Origin of the sequence: Bacillus sp. FSL R5-0416 (genome assembly GCF_037975425.1) — a bacterium.
In the GTDB taxonomy this organism is placed as follows: domain Bacteria; phylum Bacillota; class Bacilli; order Bacillales; family Bacillaceae; genus Bacillus; species Bacillus subtilis.
The window spans coordinates 1,105,923-1,124,418 of record NZ_CP150252.1 but is presented as its reverse complement, the minus strand read 5'-3'; the positions used below and the strand labels follow the sequence as shown (position 1 = coordinate 1,124,418).

The following is an 18,496-nucleotide window of genomic DNA, read 5'->3' as shown; positions in this document are numbered from 1 at the left end:
TCCTCCCTTACATCAACTCAAGTGATACCCGCGTACCGCGGCCGCTCGGTTCAGCCGGATGGACAATCAGCTTTTTCGGAAGCCGTGCACGCAGTTCCTGCACATGGCTGATGACACCGACAGCCAGATTGTCTGACTGAAGTTTTTCCAAGGCCGTTACAACCGTATCAAGCAGATCTTGATCCAGTGTGCCGAAGCCTTCGTCTAAGAAAAAGAACTGAAGCGGGTATTCCCCGCGAAGCTGGATCTGCGCAGACAGCGCAAGAGCAAGTGAAAGCGAGGTGAGGAAGGTCTCTCCTCCAGACAAACTGGAAACCGGGCGTCTTACGCCTCCATTCGCGTCATCCCGCATCACGAAGCCGCCTTCTGAATCTACTTCGATGGCATAGCGCTGTCTTGTCAGCATACTGAGTCTTGCTGAGGCGTCCCTCGCAACGCTTTCAAGCTGCTCCTCAGCTAAAAATTCGACGAAGGTATTGCCTTTAAACACAGCTTGCAGCTTATCCAGCCTGTCGATATGCGTCTGCCATTTTTTCAGTTCAGCTTCAATTTCATTAAACCGTTTATGATGGTCGCGAATGACAGCCAGTGCTTTTGCGGCCGCGCCTTTTTCCTCTATAGCAGCGCCAAATGCGTCCTCAGCTTCTTGTAATGCTGCAACGGTTTCGTTCCATTCGCTCTCTGATAATGCTCTGCCGGCAAGTATCTCTGCTACTCGTTTTAAGTTTGCAGCATTTTGCTTCAGTTTATCCATAAACTGGTCTATGCCGGTTTTCATCTTTTCAAGTTCATCGGCTGGGATGAGACTTTGTTCAACCTCCTCAGTCCGGGTAATGGAGGTGTTTTTTGTATGCTCAAGCCAAGCAGCTTTTGCTTTTTCCAATCTGCCCTTCGCCTCTTGAAGAGTGAGCTCGCTTGCCGAAGCGCGGCTTTTCGCCTGGTTGAGCTTCATTTGGGCGCTTTGCAGTTCTTCATATAAAGATTGTTCTTTTTCCTTTAACAGCTTTAGATCCTGCTGGACAGAGCGGAGTTTGATTTGAATCGAATCTCCTTTTGCATAATCTCCGAGTTCGTGCTCATAATCAGCTATCACGCTCTTGATGCGTTCAGCCGCATAATGAAGCTCCAGCTTTTCCCGCTCAAGCCGGTGTCCCAATTCCCGCAGTTTTTCCTTTTGTGCTTCATGCTCAGCAAGAAACGCGATACTCTTCTCAATTCGTTTTTCACATTCTTCTGCAGCCCGGTCCTTTTCTTCAATGGCTTGCTGCCATTTTTCTGCTTCGTCCACAGATTGATTCTGAAATGCTTCTTTAAACATGTTCAGACTGCTGTCCATTGAGGATTGAAGCTCGCTGATGATGCTTTCAATACGGTCAGCTTCTCTTTTTTCAAAACCGATTTTTTCATTAAGCTGCTCGGCCTTTTTTAAAGACTCCTGATAGGCGCCAATTATTTGTGCCATTCGTGTCTTAACAGAAAGAATGTCCTGCTTGATTCGTTTCCATTCAAATTTGGCAGTTTCAAATGCTTCATACACCGGCTGATGTTCGAAGGAAGCTGCCGCTTCAAGGTTCTGCGCTTGAATTGTCTGCAAAAACGGGCACTGTTCAATAAAGCGCGCGGACTGTTCTTCAAGCGTAATTTTGGCTGAAAGAATCTCCTGGCTGAGAGCTGCAGCTTCCGTCAATAATACATCTGTCTGTTTAATGTCCTCTTCAAGATGGCTGTCGGCTTCATATGTTTCATGTACTGAGGCAGATGGATCATGATCGGTTGAACCGCAAACCGGACAAGGCTTTCCGGCAGTCAGCTTTTGGGCTAACTCTTTTGTCAGCAGTGCCACCCTTGCTTTTTCACGCTGTAAGTGAAGCGCGTGTTGTCTTTTTCTAGCCTGGTCAGTCATATGTGTTAATGACCGTTCCGTTTCGCACACCAAATGGTACACAGTTTGTACAGCCTCATATGCCTGAATGATGTTGTGTTCTTCCGCTTCCGTCTTTTGAACGAGTGTATTCTTCTCTTCATTCATCTTCTGCAGCACGAGGTTCAATTCTTCACTTCGTTTTTTCTCTTTTTTGATTTGCTCCTCGGTTTGTCTGATGCGCAATGCCATTTCTGCGGCCTGATGGCAGCTTTTTCGCTCATTGGATGTCACCTGCAGGGATTTGAGCTGCTGTTTCAATTCTGTCTGTCTGTTTTGCCCTCGTGTCAGGCGGTCTGTTACCGTCTCCAATTCATTCATGACAGATTGAAGAGCCTCTTCTTTCTGCTGGAGTTCAGTCTTTTTGCGCTCTTCCTCTTGCTTGGCCTCACTCAGTTTGATTTCGATTTCCTGCAAGCGTGAAAGCTGTTCCTGCTCTGTTAAAAGCTCAGGCTCTTTCTCGCTTTTATGCTGGCGCCACGCTTCATACTCTTCATGTTTTTGCTGAAAGAAAGCTGTCCGGTCTGCTAAATCCTTTTGGGCTAGCGTTTGTTCCTTTTCAGCTTGCTCCTCATGCTGGATCGCTTCTGCGTACCGGTCCGCATAGGGCTTAAGAGCTGCTGCTGTTTCTGCTTCCAGCAGGCGTTTTTGCATGCTGTCTATATGCGGCTGTTCTTCTGCGAGACGTTTTTCCTCTTCTTCATAAGCGGATTTTTCCTTTTGGACATTCCATATCTCCTGATGCTCTGTAAACCGCTCCTTCGCCTGATCACGGTTCTTCCTCATCGCTTCCAGCCGGGCTTCAGCTTGTTCGAGAGCCTTTTCAGCCTGCTCCACTGCCTCTGAGCTCGCCTCACCGAGACCGGACTGTTCAGCAAGCATTTCATTTTTTCTCGCATTGGCTTCCTGCGCCTGCCGTCTCAGCTTTTTCACAAGCCTGTCTCCATATTGCTCCAAATTAAATAAACGCTGAAGCATATGCCTGCGCTCTGCCCCTTTTAAAGACAGAAATTCAGCAAATTTCCCTTGGGGCAGCACCACCGCTCTCGTAAAATCGTCGATCGTCAGCCCTAAGAGCTCCTCAACTCTTTTATTCACTTCGCTGGCTTTATCAGCCAGCACCGTATGCTCATCCTTGATTTCGATGAAGCGGCAAAGTGCCGTTTTTACCTTCATTTCATCCGTTCTCTTAAACACACGCTCGACTTTGTATGAGATTTGGTGATTCGTCTGAAGCGCAAAGGTAAAGGAAACAGACAGCGTATCTTCCGCCTGGTTTAAGATACCGTGCGTATTATTCGCCGCCCGTTCCACCTTTCCGTATAAAGCAAGCGTCATTGCGTCGAGAATAGAGGATTTACCGCTTCCTGTCGGGCCGAAAATGCCGAAAACACCAGCACCGGAAAGGCCTTCAAAGTCTATCGTCTGCTCCTCTCTAAAGCTGTGGAGCCCCTTAATGCTTAAGGCGATCGGCTTCATTTCGCATCCTCCTCTTCAACGCCTGATGCAAGCTCTAAAAACAGCTTCACCATTTCTTCATCCGGCACCGCACCGCCAGTTTGTTTTTCATAAAATTTCTTAAAGCGGTCCTCGATTGAGACATGTTTAACCTCGATCCGTTCCCGGTCTTTGTTCTGTTCTTCAAAAACCGGCCTGATATGGATAAAGCCCGGGTGCGCCTTCCGCAGCCTGTGAATCTCTTCAAGTGACAACTGGTCCGCGACACGGATTTCCAAGTCAATCCAAGCATTCTGATCTCTGCCTTCATCCAGCCAGCTGTACACCTCACTTAATCCATTTGCCGCTTTCCACTTCACAAGTGGCTTGCCGCTTGATAATAACACCTCTTGCCAAGTGGCCTCTTCCCCAGGCTTTGCGTCCACAATCGTCACTGATTTAGCGTAGCCCGCTTCAGAAAAGCTGTAGGCGAGCGGAGATCCTGAATAACGCGCAAGCGTCCGCGCCCGCTTGATCGTTTGCGGTCGATGCAAATGGCCGAGCGCAACGTAAGCAGCATCTGCCGGCAGGCTTTCAGCAGCCACCGTGTATGCACCTCCGACTTCAATCGGCCGCTCTGAATCGGTTTGGTTTCCGCCTGCCACATAAATATGGCTGGCGGCAATCTTCACTGCATCGTTCCGGAACCGGCTTGTCATATGCTCAAACGCCTGCCTGATTTTCACATCATAGTGATCACGGAGCAGCTTTTCATCAAACGTATCGGACAGCACTTCATTTAACCGCGCTTCAGATGGGTACGCCAGTGCTCCAACCGCCAAAAGCTCTCCTGCTGAAGGCACTTCAATATGAATCGGCTCTGTTGTCGGATAACCGATTAAATGAATGCCGTTTTCATGTGTCAGCGGTGAAGCGGCGGACAAACGGTCAGGATTATCGTGGTTTCCGGCAATGACTACGATCGGGCGCTTTCCTCTGTCGCTAAGCGCAGACAGGCTTTCATAAAACAGCTGCTCGGCTAAAGCTGGCGGGTTTACGGTGTCAAATGCATCCCCCGCCATTACAATGGCATCGATCTGCTCATCCTTTACAATCGTATTTATTTCATCCAGCACATCGGCCTGTTCACTCAGCCTGCTTCTTCCTTCAAGCGTTTTTCCAAGATGCCAGTCAGCCGTATGTAAAATCCGCAAATGCTTTCACCTCTCTTTTATATAGAAAACGAGACCCGCTCCGCCTGAAATTCCGGAGCTTTTGGATCTCGCTATAATGTCAGAATGTGCCCTCCGTCAAAGAAATAAAGCGCACATCCCTTTACCTTTGTTTTTGCAATTTGCTCCACTGCCTTCGTGTACAGCTGAATTTGCGTTTCATATCGTTTCTTCAAGATCGGGGCCGCTCCTTCAAATCCATGCTGGAATTTGCCCTCAATCCGGTCCGACTTATAATCCAATAGATATAATCCGTCCTCAGTTTCATAGAGACAGTCAATGATACCCTGCACTAAAAGCGGCTCATCTGCCTCCTGTGCATCAGGATAGATCTCCTTGGCCGGAAGCGCTAAGCTGAATGGTATTTCCCTGTCCTTCCACTTTGCGCCGATCAGCTGTCCGCCGATTTCCGTATGGAAAAATTGCACGATTTCTTCTATATCAATAGCGTCTTTTTGTTCTTCAGTGAGAAGCTCTTTTTCATAAAGCCTGTGAACCGTCTGCTCAGCTTCTTCTATCGACGGCACATGTGACAGCGGGATATGCTGCATAACCGTATGCATGGCAGTCCCTTTCTCTGCCGCTGTCAGGCCTTTTTTCATCATAAAAGCGGGACGTCTGTACAGAATGCTTCCATCAGCCGGTTTTACAGGGGCCCTGCCGCTGTATTCATCCTCGTACTCTCTTTTTCTTTTGATCTCAGAAACCGATTGCTTTGTCCGAATTTGCGTCACCTCGTGATGCGGGTATGTCCAGCTCAGCTGCTCGCGGGCTTTTTCATCAAACGCAAACGAGCCGGGAACTGGTTCACCTCGGCGGATCGCTTCTAGGCGCTCGCTTTTTTCTTCCATTCTTTCTTCCAGATCATCATCAAGCAAATCATAGGAATGGATCATTTGAACGGCAAAACGAGCCGGGTGATCTGAGATGTCAGCGTGTGCTGGCACACCAGCCAAATCCCCCAAGTCTCTGTGCCTGGCAAGAGCCGGGCCGATGAAATCTAGATACGTTTTCGCCTGATAGCGGTCAAATTCCGGCAGAAGCCAATCAGTTTGGGACGCGGATGCCTGCCATTTTGCAAGCTGTTTCTGATGATCCTTACATGAGCCAATCAGAAACAGCTTTTCCTTCGCTCTCGTTAATGCAACATAGAGCACACGCAATTCCTCTGACAGCAGCTCCCTGCGCATTTTTTTCTTCATCGCAATGAGCGGAAGTGTCGGATAGCTGATGCGTAATTGCGGATGAATATACTTCGTGCCAAATCCGAGCTCCTTATCCAGCAGGTACGATTTATTTAAATCCATCATGTTGAAATTCCGGCCGAGACCTGCTGCAAACACGACTGGAAATTCGAGCCCTTTGCTGCTGTGGATCGTCATTAAGCGGACAACATCCTCCTGCTCGCTGAGCGCTCTCGCCGTACCAAGATCATCGCCCCGCTCCTGCATGCGTTCGATAAACCGCAGGAAACGGAACAAGCCGCGAAATGCCGTTGATTCATATTGACGCGCCCTGTCATAAAGAACACGCAAATTGGCCTGGCGCTGTTTTCCGCCCGGCATGCCGCCGACATAATCCATATATTTGGTGTCGCGGTACACTTCCCAAATCAGCTCAGATACTGAGTGGTTTTTCGAAAACGCGCGCCATTTTTGCAGATGTCCGTAAAACGTATTTAGCTTTTGATAAAGCTCATCGTTCCGGTCACCAGCAGCCAGGTAGTCTTTCATCGCCTCATAGTACGGCGCTTTTTTATTTTCAAGCCGGATCAAAGACAGCTCGTTTTCATCTGCTCCGACAATCGGTGAGCGCAGCACAGAGGCAAGCGGTATATCCTGATACGGATTATCAATCACCTTCAGCACAGAAAGCGCGACGGCGACTTCGACCGCTTCAAAATAGCCTGACGTTAAATTGGCGTAAACCGGTATGCCCTGTGCTCTCAGCTCCTCCATGATTTGCGGAGCCCACGGCATCGAACGGAGCAAAATCACGATATCTCGGTACTGAATATTGCGATGTGTTTTCTTTTTTCCGTCATACACCTTAAACGGCGATGAAATCAGCTTGCGAATTTCCTTAGCGATGGCTTTTGCCTCAAACTGCACCGTTTCAAGCTCTTCTGCTTCCTCGCTTGCATCCGTATCTTCTGCGTTGTCGATCAGCAGCAGCTCTGTTTCCGTCTCGTCATTGTCCGGATACGCTGCACCAAGCTTCAGCTCAGCCTGCTCGTCATAATCGACCTCACCGATTTTGCCGCCCATCAGCTGTTTAAATAAAAAGTTTGTGCTCTCTAAAATATCAGCCCGGCTTCGGAAATTTTTATTTAAATCGATTTTCCGCCCCGTGCCTTCTCCGCTCTCTGTAAACCGTTTGTATTTAGAGAGGAAAAGAAGCGGCTCCGCAAGCCTGAATCGATAAATCGACTGTTTGACATCTCCTACCATAAACAGGTTACCAGCCTCCTCCGGACCGCTTGTGACGAGCTGCAGAATCGATTCCTGCACGAGGTTGGTATCCTGATATTCGTCAACGAGCACCTCATGAAACTGTTCCTGATAAAACCTTGCAGCCTCGCTCGGCTCACTTTCACCTTTGTCATTCTCAGCTGTCAAAATCGCTAAACAGTAATGCTCCAAATCAGAAAAATCAATGATTGATTTTTCCTGCTTCGCGGCTTCGAACCGTTTTCCATAGCTGATGACAAGCTGTACGAGCGTTTCAATGACAGGCTTCATCTCGGCTAGGCTTTTCAAGTGCTGTTCAGGACTTCGCGTGAAGTAGTCGTTTTTGAGCTTTTCAAGCAGTTTTTTTGCACCGTTTCTCAAATCTGTCGCCTCATCAAGGAGCGCTGGATCGAACTCATCCCCTTTTACTGCTTTGGCACGCTTAAAAGAGACGGCGGGCACCCGCTTATATAGTTCACTGAAATCGTCCTGATGCTGAATCAGTTCATCAATCTGCGCAAGATCATCAAGAAAATTGTCAGCACGCGGCGCCGGGCCGCCCGGCGCTTTCGTCAGCTCAAGCGCGCGCAAGAGCTTTTCCTTCGCCCCGTTAAGCACCATTGCAATATCTTCTTTGACATATTGATAAAACGGCAGCTCCTCGATGGCGCTCTTTTCTGATACATCATACAAATGAACAAAGCTTTCCAGCCACGCCTCGGGGTTGGGATGGGATCGGGAATACTCGTACACCTGTTTAACGAGAAATTGCAGATCCAGATCGTGCCGGTCTGTCGTATAGCGGTCAACAAGCTCAAAAAATGCCTTTTCACCCTTTGCATATTCGTCTTCAAACAGCTCGTCAAGCACTTCATCACCGAGCAGCTCGCCTTCCGTCTGATCAGCTATCCTAAAGCCCGGATCAAGATCGATCAAGTAGTAATATTTCTTCAGCACTTGCAGGCAAAAGGAATGAAGCGTCGAAATGCTGGCCCGGTTTAAAAGAGACAGCTGGCGTCTGATATGCAGCGAGCCGGGGCGCTGTACAAGCTCTTTTTCCAAGGCTTCTGCGATTCGGTGCTTCATCTCTGCCGCTGAGGCGTTTGTAAATGTCACAACGAGAAGACGGTCTACATCTATTGGGTTTTCCTCCGCGGTGATTTTCCGAATCATTCGTTCAACGAGCACAGCGGTTTTACCAGAGCCCGCAGCCGCTGCCACAAGAATATCCTGGCCGGTTGAAACAATGGCATTCCATTGGTCATCTGTCCATGTGCTGTCTGCCGGTTTAGGAATGTTCATTGCCATCCGCCTCCTTTTTTATCCACTCAAGTATTGTCTTGTCCTTTTCAGCCTTTAATGGGCGATACTCGTTTTCTTCCAGTGATTCATCAAATTGGCATACTGATTTAAACGCACAGTATGTGCACGGCGTCTTGTTCTTCATTTTGTACGGCTCAATGGATACGCGCCCGTCGGTGATTTGTTCGCCCGCTTCCTGGAAGGTGCGGCGCACATGCTTTGTCAAAAGATCAAATTCCTTTTCACCGACTGCTGCCGAATCTGATCTAAGAGATCCGTCTTTTTTCAAGCCGGCGTTTATGATATTTGACCGTCCCTCTTGAAGGGTTGTATCCATGAGGCGAACCACTTCCTGATCACCGAGGAGCAAGCCCTTCATTTTAAATTTCTTAAAGATCTCCTGTTCAATCTCGTCAAGCCCAAGCGGGAGATTAGATTGAATCATCGGGTCATGAATATGGAAATACAGCACTCCGGCAGGCGTCGCCCTCATCCCGAGCCAGTCAGCTGAATGTGTAATCGATAAATCAAGGTACGTCAGCATTTGCAGTGCCAATCCGTAATATACTTCCGCTAAGTCAAGGCCTTTGTCGCTTGATTTATAATCGACAATCCTGAGGAGCAGGCCTTTTGAGCTTTCAGCCTTATCAACACGGTCAATTCGCCCGACGAGTTCCATCGTACAGCCGTTTTTCAGTTGAAAGGTCAGCGGCGGAAGCGGCCCTTTTCCTCCAAAGCCCAGTTCAAGCCCGATCGGTACGAATCCGCTCGCTTTCGCATGCTCGCTTAAAATGCCGGACACACGTGTCACAATTTTTTGCAGTTTTTCCTTCACATAATAATGCCGGTTTGAGCTAAGCAGAATTTCCTTTTGCAGTTTCGGTGCCAGCCGTTCTACCGCATCATAGGAAAACAGCTCGCACTGCTCCTTCGTTAAATCGCGCCAATCCAGCTTTTGCTCACGCAGCCTGTCAGAAATCAGCTTTAAGCTGGAATGAAACAGCTGGCCGATATCCGGTGCTTCAAGCTTGAAGAATTGCCGTTCCTTCAAATGCAGCCCGTGTGACGCAAAATGGGAAAACGGGCATGCGTTAAAGGTTTCCATTCTCGATACACTGCCCTGAATGCGTTCACCATAGAGCTGTCTCGACACGCTGCGTTCAAGCTGCTTCACTTCATTCCGGAAAAACAGGCTTGAGAACAGCTTTTTCGACTGCAGTCTGTCCGGCTCACTCATCAGCACATTGTACGTGCTCCACCAGACGTCGCTGATGTCGTATTCCCGTGTCCATAACCTGAGCTGGCTCGCGGTAAAGGACTGTGCCACGCTTTTATTCACGACATACATCAGCTGTTCCTCATCGCTGACCTGTTCAGGTTCATTTGTTAACAGGCGCTCCTTATGATATGGAAACAGTTCTTCCAGCCGCTTAACGATCATCGACGGCAAAAGCGTTTTTCCTTCTGCATCAGCAATCGGATACGATACGTAAAGCCGGTCAGACGGACTTGAAAATGCCATGTAGATGAGGAAATGCTCATCAAGCAAACGCTCCCGTCCGCCTGAGGATAGCTCAACCCCAATCGTTTTCAGCCATTCCCGGTCATCATCCGACAGGACTCCGTTTTCATCAGGGCGTGCCGGCAGAACGCCGTCGTTTGCCCCGAGCACAAAGGTGCAGGAGGTGCCATACATTCTGGACAAATCCATATTGCCGACAAACACCTGGTCAAGCGCAGGCGGAATTAGAGAAAATGTAAGCGACTCCGCGCCGGCTTCTATCATTTGCTGAAACAAATCAAGAGAAATCTCATCATCTCCCATCATTTCAACAAACTCCTCAAGCAGCTGAATGACTGCGTCCCACGCCTGCTGATGCTGCTGCGCTTCAATGATTCTGCCGCCATCCTCAGCACGCTGCCTTTCCTGATCCAGCTTCAGCGGCACATCCGTCTCTTCTAAATAACGATAGAGCGCCTCCGCCTTCTCTTGAACCGTCTTCGCTTTTTTCATGCGTTTTTGAAGCTGAAAAAGCGGCGGAACAATCCAATCGCGGGTGTCATTCAACATGTTTTCCATTTCGATTTCCTGATCAGTCTGCGCAAAATCATCATCCAATGACACAAAACGCCTGTATTGGAAACGATCGCCCTTTGTCCAGCGGTCGCCTTTAATACCATAGGCGATACAGTAATTTTCGAGCTGATCGACCTGTTCTCTCACTTTGGCCTTCGGTTCATTGAGCGGGAATAGCAGTTCGGTTTTCACGCAGCGAAACACCGCTTCATAACGCCAATTCCCTTTCAGAACATCAAGGCTTGACCGGATAAATTCAATTAACGGATGGTTCAGCATAGATGCTTTTCCGTCAATGAAATAAGGAATCTCGTAATCTGCGAAAACTTCCTTCACCATATCCTTGTAGTCTTCCGGCTGGCGCGCAAGAATGGCTACATCCTTATAGCGATATCCCTTCTCTCTGACTAGGGCGTGAATTTCCCGGGCAATGCCTTCCAGCTCAGCTCGTCTGTTTGCGGCCTGCATCACAGTAAGGGCTTCTTGTTTTTCTGCGTATGGAATGGCCGGACGCGCTTCATACTGTGCCTCTAGATGCGCCAATTCCGGCGTCTTTGTATGCCGCTCAGTCCCGCTCAGCTCTTTATACGTAATGTCCAAATTCAGTTCCTTCGCCTTCTGATGCAGGCGGTAATAGGTTTTCCCCGTCATTCTGAACAATTCCAGTTCATGCGGCTCCCGCTCATATGACGGCTTGTCCGCTGTGAGCGAAAACGTGATATGCTCCGCATGAACCATAAGCTGCTCCAACACCCTGAATTCCTGCGGGGTAAACTGATAAAAGCCATCCACATAGATATGGGCGCCTTTTATATCTTCCGCAAGCGGGATATGCTCTGCCAGCAATGTCAAATAATCCTCAGAGTGAAGATATTGGTCTGCGAGGCTTTTTTCCATTTGCTGATACAGAATTGATAAGTCATGGAGCTTTTCAGATAAAACTCGTTCTCCGCGATACTCAGAAGCCGTTCCGCTTTCCGCCATCCGGCGGATATCCTCCGGTTCCAGACAATAGCGCTTAAACTCTGTCAGCATCCGCTCAACCTGTGCGGTAAACCCGCTTTTGTCACTCGCTTTTTGATAGACTTTGAACTCCTGTTTATGCTCCTCAATGAGCTTCCGCAGGAGCATTTGTACGCCGGTGCTCGTCAGAAACGGCCTGCTCATTCCTCCCGTATGCTGGAGGATGCGCCAGGCCAATCGTGAAAAACTGAACACTTGAGCGCGTATCATCCCGCCCATATCTGGCGTTTTAGCAAGCTCGTATTCCATTAAAAACGTCATTTGATCCGGGACTAGAAAAATGATCGGCTTCCCGAATGGAGCCCGGCGCAATTCATCCTGAATGCTGTCGATGATCAGCTTCGTTTTTCCACTCCCGGACCTGCCTACTAAAAACTCTGCTCCCAAATTAGAAGACCCCTCTCTTTTTATCTCTATATATTTTATCGAATGTTGACGAAAATGACCAATCTGATCTATTGGTAAAAACGGCCTTTTCACATATAAAAAGCTGATTATCTCCGCACATCTCTCCCTGCCCAACATATACTTTTACAGAAGCCCAATTCCTAAGAATGGAGTTGAATCCCCTTGCATTACAGCTACTATCCCTATCCGGTGCCATACAGGGAAGATCCTGGTTTGATTCGGAATTTGCAGAAGGCCATCAACGGAGAATTCAGTGCCATTCAATGCTACCGCAAGCTCGCCGAACTCGCCCACAGCGATGAAGTCAGAAAACAGATTGAAGAAATCAGGCGTGACGAGATTCGCCACCTCCGTGAATTTTCCACACTGTATGGTTCAATTACCGGCAAACACATCATGCCGAAACAAACGGAAGAATGCCCAGACAATTTCACAAGAGGACTGGACGCCGCTTTTAAAGATGAACAAGAAACCGTCGACTTTTACTTGCGTGCGGCCGAGGAAACGTCAAACCTAAAAGCGAAAGGCGTCTTTACGCGCGCAGCACGTGATGAACAAAATCACGCTGTCTGGTTCCTATACTATCTGATGGAACGTTAGATATACCCGTTCAGGGTATATGTACATATCCCCTCAGCTAAAAACACACTCCCCTGTTTTTTTCAAATGCAGCCGGGAAACATAAAACCATATACTGCCATACAGGGGGAATCAACCATGGAGCAATATTCTGAAGCTTGTATTGAGGCTTGCATCGATTGTATGAAGGCTTGCAATCATTGTTTCACTAAATGCTTGCAAGAAAGCGTGCAGCATCATCTCAGCGGCTGCATCCGGCTTGACAGGGAATACGCGGATATTTGAGCGCTGGCGGTCAAAGCCATGCAAACGGACAGCCCGTTTATGAAAGAAATTTGTGCACTTTGCGCCGATATTTGTGAAGCATGCGGCACTGAATGCGGAAAGCACGATCATGATCATTGCCAAGCATGTGCGAAAGCCTGCTTCACCTGTGCTGAACAATGCCGCAGCATGGCAGCGTAAAAAAGAGGGTTCAAAAAAGAACCCTCTTTTTATTTGGACAGCCATACGGAGTACAAATCAATCCATCCCTCTTCATCAAGCACCAGGCCTTTTACATTTTTACTTGATGTCACCTGGAGCACATTTTGATACAGCGGGATCGCGTTCAGCTCCTGTATCATCTGCCGGTCAATGTCACGCAGGATGTTGATTCTCGAACAGCGATCAGGCATGGAAAACATCCGCTCTCTCATTCCTGAGCAAATCTGTGTCAGCTTTTCAGATAGATGCTGATACAAGAAACTGTTCTCCGACAGCAGCAAATGCAGAAAACCAAACTCGCTGTCTTGATAAAACGTCGCACTGTCATGAATGATATCCGCCATCTGCACGATTTCCGGCCGTCGCAGATCAGCAGCATCACAGAATTGAAGTGTAAGCCTGATACCGTGCTGGGCGCAAATATTTTGAATCCATTCGGCGTCCTCACGATGATCCGTTTCCGAAAAGGTATAAAGCACGATTGTTTCGCCCTCGTAACCGCTTTTCTTCAACAATTCAGATGGCGAAACGCCCTCCCACTCAAAAGAACTCGGATGCAAAAAGGACGTAACCGGGATTCTTCGGTGCCCTCCCGCTTCACGAACGAGCCGTTCAGAGGAAATCAGCAGCCGGAGCGCTTTTCTAAAGCTTTGGTGCTGAAGAGGCCCCTTCTTTTTCAGATTGAGCGACAAATACTGAACATGCCGCTCATCAAAAACAGTTTGCTGCTCAGGACATGTTTGTTTTTCTTGAATGGTAAAACCGTTCATCTCTCCGGCTTGCTCAGAAAACACAAACTCAACGCGATCCAAATAGGGGCGTCCCTTGAAGTAGCGCTCATTGGCTTCAAGCACAAGCATCCCGCTGTGTTGCTGATTCACCTGAAAAGGCCCTGTTCCATTTTTCCCGCCGCCCTGTTCTGCCGGAAGTATGGACAGCCGTTCATCACAAAGAGCATACGGCAAAAGCGCATTCGGCTTATCGAGTATGAGCTCCACACAATAAGGGCCCTTTTCTAAGACTTGTTTCACTCCGTGCAGAAGCCATTTATACGGGTTGTCACCCAGTTCCAAAAAGCGCTGAAACGTAAACGCAACGTCCCGCGATGTCAGCGGCTGTACATTATGAAATGACACACCTTTTCGAAGAAAAAATCTCCATTGTTTTTTTTCGACCTCTTCCCATCCATGAACCAAATGAGGCTTCGGCTCCTGTATATCCGAATCAAACGTCAAGAGTGTATCAAATATCTGTTTGACGAAATGGCCCTCAGACCGCAAAAATATTTGGCATGGATCCAAACTGCTGACAGATTCAGGCGCGATGAACAGCCGCAGAACATCCTTCGCTCCATTCTCGCCTGTCTCCGTCACAAATCCGAATACCTCTGAAAGCCACATGTTATATTCGTTTTGAAGCCCCGGAAACGCGGACTGATACTGCTGAAGCAGCTTCTTTGCCTTTTTAAGCTTTCCTGACATGGTATATTCCTTTGCAGTTTGAAGAAGCAGTTCCTCAGGCCTCCGAAGAAACGCGATTTTAGATTTGCGGCCGCGCCCCGCCCCGCTTTTCCGGATAATCCAATTGCTGTTCTCCAGCTTATGTAAAATGAGCTTTGCATTTCTTTCTGTACAAAATAAACAGTCGGCAATCTCAGTGAGTGTCATTTCGTTCATTTGTCCATACTCGGCGCAGCCTGTTTTTACAAGCGCCACGTAGTGCTCTATCAGCTTCAATCCCCGCACCTCCCGACAAAAGGGGAACTTTTATCTCTTCTTTTCTTCACTTTTTGGGCCGCCGCCCCTTCTATACACTACTACTATATCAAACAGCGAAAGGCGGCGATCACATGTTGACCAGTTTTCACTCTATAAAATCGAGATATACCGCTCCCGTTCGGCTCCGCTTTTTCGGCGAATTGCTGACAAGCCTGACAGGTGCAATGATGGGACCTTTTATGGTGCTGTATCTGCATGAACAATTAAACGGCAGTATCATGATGCCAATGCTGATCATCAGCCTTCAGCCATTTGCTGATATTTTCCTGACGCTCGCTGCAGGAAAGGCGGCGGACCGGATTGGGCGGCGCACAGCGATTTTGACCGCATTGCTTCTTCAATCAGCGGCAATGACAGGGTTTGTATTTGCTGAGCATGCGTATGTTTTCGCTATTCTCTATGTCATGAATGGCATCGGAAGATCGTTGTACATTCCCGCTTCCCGCGCCCAAATCGCTGAAAGCACGCCGGAAAGCAGACGTTCGGAAGTGTTTGCGGTCATCAATGCGATCTATTCGGCGGGTCTGACGGCAGGGCCGCTAGTGGGGATGCTTCTTTACAATCATAACCCCGTGTGGATATTCGCATTAGATGCTGCGGCATTGTTTATCTACTTTCTGATCGCTGCACTGAAACTGCCTGAGACAAAGCCGCTACACCCAGCTGTTACCCCGAAAATGTCCGCGAGCTTTATGATATACAGGCCTGTCCTGCTTCTTTTGCTGCTTTCTCTCCCCATAAGCATGTTATATGCACAAACAGAAACAACATACAGGCTCTTCAGCAAAAACATGTTTTCTGATTATCTGTCAATACTGACGATCTACTCGGCGGCAAAAGCTTTATTCAGCTTTGTTCTCCAAGTTCCTCTTGTCAAAGGGACCGAAAAGCTTTCAATGAAAACAATCCTTTTCATTACTTATATTTGCTACTCCCTTGCGGCTGCCGGTTTTGCATGCTCAACCTCCCTGACAATGCTTATAGTGACGGCAGCGGTGATGACGGTTGGCGAAAGCATCGGGCTAACCCACATCCAGACCTTCATATCGAAATTGGCGCCGCCTCATTTGCTGGGCCGGTTTTATGCTGTCTATGGTCTGCATTGGGATATATCCCGCTCAATCGGACCGCTGGCAGGTGGGCTGATCCTGACATCATTTGGCGGAGAAGTGATTTTTTACGCTCTTGCCGTGTGTCTGCTGACAGCGGGTTTATCTCTGACTTACACAATAGAAAAGCTCGAACACAAGGTCATAAGAAAAGTGAATCGCTTATAGAAAATAATTCATAATTTCTTTATCAACAAAAATATACTATAGTAATAAATACATTCACTACGTGAACAATTGGAGTGTTACGTGAAAAAGGAAGAAGGGTTTTACATTGAAGAAAGACGAAAATCTCCTCAAAGATCTATGGTTTATCGCAATCAGTGCAGCCGGGGGGTTTATTCTTTCATTAACCGGAATATCAATTGGATGGATGATCGGAACACTGATTGTCGCCTGCTGCCTCGCCATGATACGGCCGGCATGGCTGATGATGGCACCAGACCAAAAAGGAATTAACCGACGATGGCTCGCCCTCGGGCAGATGATCCTCGGCATCGAATTGGGCCAAAAGCTGAATTTATCCGTTCTCTCTGTTCTCAAAGACCATTGGTTTTCAGTCGGCGTTATGCTGATATTGTCTATCCTGCTGGCCATGCTGTCAGGATATGTGCTTTGGCGTTTCAGCAAAACGGATATGATGACTAGCTTTGTCGGCACCGCTCCCGGCGGACTTTCCGCCATGCCGAGCATCGCACAGGAAGTAGGCGCCAATACCGCTATAGTCAGCCTCGTTCAAATGATGCGTGTGCTGCTCGTGGTGCTTTCCATTCCGTTTTTAGTCATTCTGATCTATACAAAACAAGATCGTACCGCAAGTGCCGCAGCAGAGACAATTTCTTCTGCAACGACAGATTTTAGGCTCGCTCCCGTTTTGTGGACCATCATTCTTATTCTCGCTGCCTGGGGAGCTTGCAAAGCTGCGAAATTTTTAAAATTTCCAGCTCCATGGCTGCTCGGCAGCATGCTCGGTGTAGCAATTGTACATGTTGGCGGAGCTGCGGTGACAGGGCACGACATGATGGCATGGTGGCCGTCACAAGCTAACCATGTATCACAAGTATTTCTCGGGGCAACGATCGGCTCTAAGATGTATAAAAGCATGTTTGCCGGCGTCACCCGTATTATCATCGTCGGGTTTGTCTCGTCCGTCGGTTTAATCGCAGCAATGTTTTTGAGCGCCGTGATCGTTTCCGAGCTGACAGGAATTTCGCTCATCACTTCTGTTCTGGCATTTGCGCCCGGCGGGATTGCAGAGATGGCGACGACGTCAGTTACCTTACATGCTGATTCCACCTTTGTCGTTGCGGTTCAGGTCATTCGCGTCATTCTGGTTATTGCCCTGCTGCCGCCGTTTTATCGCCTGCTTCACCATCTTCATGGTGAAAAAAAAGACAAAAAGAGCTCAATCAGCGGCAGTAATGCCTAGTTGAAAAAAGGGTTCAAGAACTTTTAATTCGCAAACCATCGAGATGAGGAAATATAAGCGGATATTTCGTTGTTAATGGATCAGGTTTGAAGTGAATGCTGCCAGAGGGTGAAATGAAAGAAATAATTGACGACTTACGATTGAAAAAGAGGTTAAAATGAATAACCTCTTTTTCTTATATAAAGATATAAAATGATAAAGGGAAATCTATCGTTACGTTGATTCTCTTATAATAAGCTTTGTTGGCAGTTTAATAATTCTTCTGTTTAAAGTGGCATTACCCGAAATGGACTCGATGATTTTCAACACAGCCTGTTGACCTAATTCTATTACGGGGATATCAATTGTTGTTATGGTCGGAGTAACGACTTGGCAGATCAATTGGTTGTCAAAACCAATTACAGCTAAGTCTTCTGGAACTTTAAAGCCATTTTTCATCGCCTGTTTAATAATCCCTGCGGCGACTTGATCATTTCCTGTAAATATTGCTGAGGGTCTGTCCTTTAGATCCTTTATCTTATGAAAAACACGAAAGCCATCCTCGATATTAAACATTTCGCCGAATATCCATTCGCTTCTATGATGTAAATCGTAATCTTGTAAAGCTTTCAAATAACCCTCTTTCCTCTGACATTGAGCTTCGCTATATGGAGTATCAAAACAAAACCCAATTTTTTTATGCCCTCTTTCAATTAAATGTACTACCCCCATGTATGTAGCTTCAAATTCATCATACCCAATTATCGTGATGTCCGCTGAGTGATGATATTCATTACATAATAAGATAGGACCATACTTTAAGAAAGGGGATATCTGATCCCATTCATTTTCTAAAGTTCCAAGAATAATACCATCCACTTCTTTATGCTTCAATAACTCTAACAATTCTAGCTCTGTCTGTTTGTCATAAAAGGTCTGAAATACAATTACCTTGTAATTCTTAAACAGTGCTTCATGTGAGACCCCTTTTATTAATTGAGCAAAAAATGGATGGTCAATACTCGGAACCGATAAAGCTATCGTTTGTGTCTTATTTCTCCTAAAATTCCGAGCTAAATAATTGGGAGTGTAGTCAAGTTCGTTAATTGCCTTTAAGATCATATCTCTTTTTTCTTTCGACACATACGGATGATTATTCAATACTCTTGACACTGTGGTTTTAGACACATTGCATAATTTTGCTATTTCATCAATTGTAGGCATATTTTCCCTTCCTTAAAAAAGTTGTTGACATGTTACCGATTTCAGAAATTAGGATAAATTTG

The 18,496-nt window shown here is 47.3% G+C and carries 9 protein-coding genes and 1 pseudogene; 4 read left to right on the top strand and 6 right to left on the bottom strand.

The annotated features are described in order from the left end of the window. Positions 1-7 precede the first annotated feature (7 nt). The 4 genes from sbcC to addB form a co-directional block, all read right to left on the bottom strand. Positions 8-3,400, bottom strand: coding sequence for an exonuclease subunit SbcC (gene sbcC, locus NYE20_RS05810; RefSeq protein WP_161621473.1), 3,393 nt, complete (start codon positions 3,398-3,400; stop codon positions 8-10). Then, positions 3,397-4,572 (bottom strand): exonuclease subunit SbcD, encoded by a 1,176-nt coding sequence (sbcD, locus tag NYE20_RS05805; RefSeq protein ID WP_021479600.1) that lies wholly within the window; start codon positions 4,570-4,572, stop codon positions 3,397-3,399. Before sbcD ends, sbcC begins: the two co-directional genes overlap by 4 nt. A 71-nt stretch (positions 4,573-4,643) precedes the next feature. Beyond that, on the bottom strand, positions 4,644-8,342 hold the full coding sequence (gene addA, locus NYE20_RS05800) for a helicase-exonuclease AddAB subunit AddA (RefSeq protein ID WP_128747011.1): 3,699 nt from the start codon (positions 8,340-8,342) through the stop codon (positions 4,644-4,646). Further along, positions 8,329-11,829 carry a helicase-exonuclease AddAB subunit AddB gene (gene addB, locus NYE20_RS05795; RefSeq protein ID WP_161621472.1) on the bottom strand — a complete coding sequence of 1,167 codons (3,501 nt, stop codon included), beginning with the start codon at positions 11,827-11,829 and terminating at the stop codon, positions 8,329-8,331. The genes addA and addB overlap by 14 nt, the downstream gene beginning before the upstream one ends. A gap of 183 nt (positions 11,830-12,012) precedes the next feature. Between addB and NYE20_RS05790 the strand changes: the two genes are divergently transcribed. Both NYE20_RS05790 and NYE20_RS05785 read left to right on the top strand, forming a co-directional pair. Then, the gene (locus NYE20_RS05790; RefSeq protein WP_029317584.1) at positions 12,013-12,450 is read left to right on the top strand and encodes a ferritin family protein; all 438 of its coding nucleotides are present in this window, start codon (positions 12,013-12,015) and stop codon (positions 12,448-12,450) included. A gap of 117 nt (positions 12,451-12,567) precedes the next feature. Further along, a pseudogene (locus NYE20_RS05785) lies at positions 12,568-12,894 on the top strand (four-helix bundle copper-binding protein). A 29-nt stretch (positions 12,895-12,923) separates the two neighbouring features. Here the strand turns inward: NYE20_RS05785 and NYE20_RS05780 are convergent. Beyond that, the gene (locus tag NYE20_RS05780; RefSeq protein WP_161621471.1) at positions 12,924-14,651 is read right to left on the bottom strand and encodes an SgrR family transcriptional regulator; all 1,728 of its coding nucleotides are present in this window, start codon (positions 14,649-14,651) and stop codon (positions 12,924-12,926) included. A 113-nt stretch (positions 14,652-14,764) separates the two neighbouring features. On the opposite strand from NYE20_RS05780, the gene NYE20_RS05775 reads away from it, so the two are divergent. Continuing rightward, complete coding sequence (locus tag NYE20_RS05775; protein ID WP_161621470.1) at positions 14,765-15,970, top strand: MFS transporter; 1,206 nt, start codon at positions 14,765-14,767, stop codon at positions 15,968-15,970. A 106-nt stretch (positions 15,971-16,076) separates the two neighbouring features. Continuing rightward, entirely contained in the window at positions 16,077-17,231 is a 1,155-nt protein-coding gene (locus tag NYE20_RS05770; RefSeq protein ID WP_161621469.1) for an AbrB family transcriptional regulator, read from the top strand. Between the two features lie 213 nt (positions 17,232-17,444). On the opposite strand, the gene ntdR is transcribed toward NYE20_RS05770, so the two are convergent. Further along, positions 17,445-18,434, bottom strand: a complete 990-nt coding sequence (gene ntdR / locus NYE20_RS05765; protein WP_014479382.1) for an NTD biosynthesis operon transcriptional regulator NtdR — start codon at positions 18,432-18,434, stop codon at positions 17,445-17,447. Between the last annotated feature and the right edge of the window lie 62 nt (positions 18,435-18,496).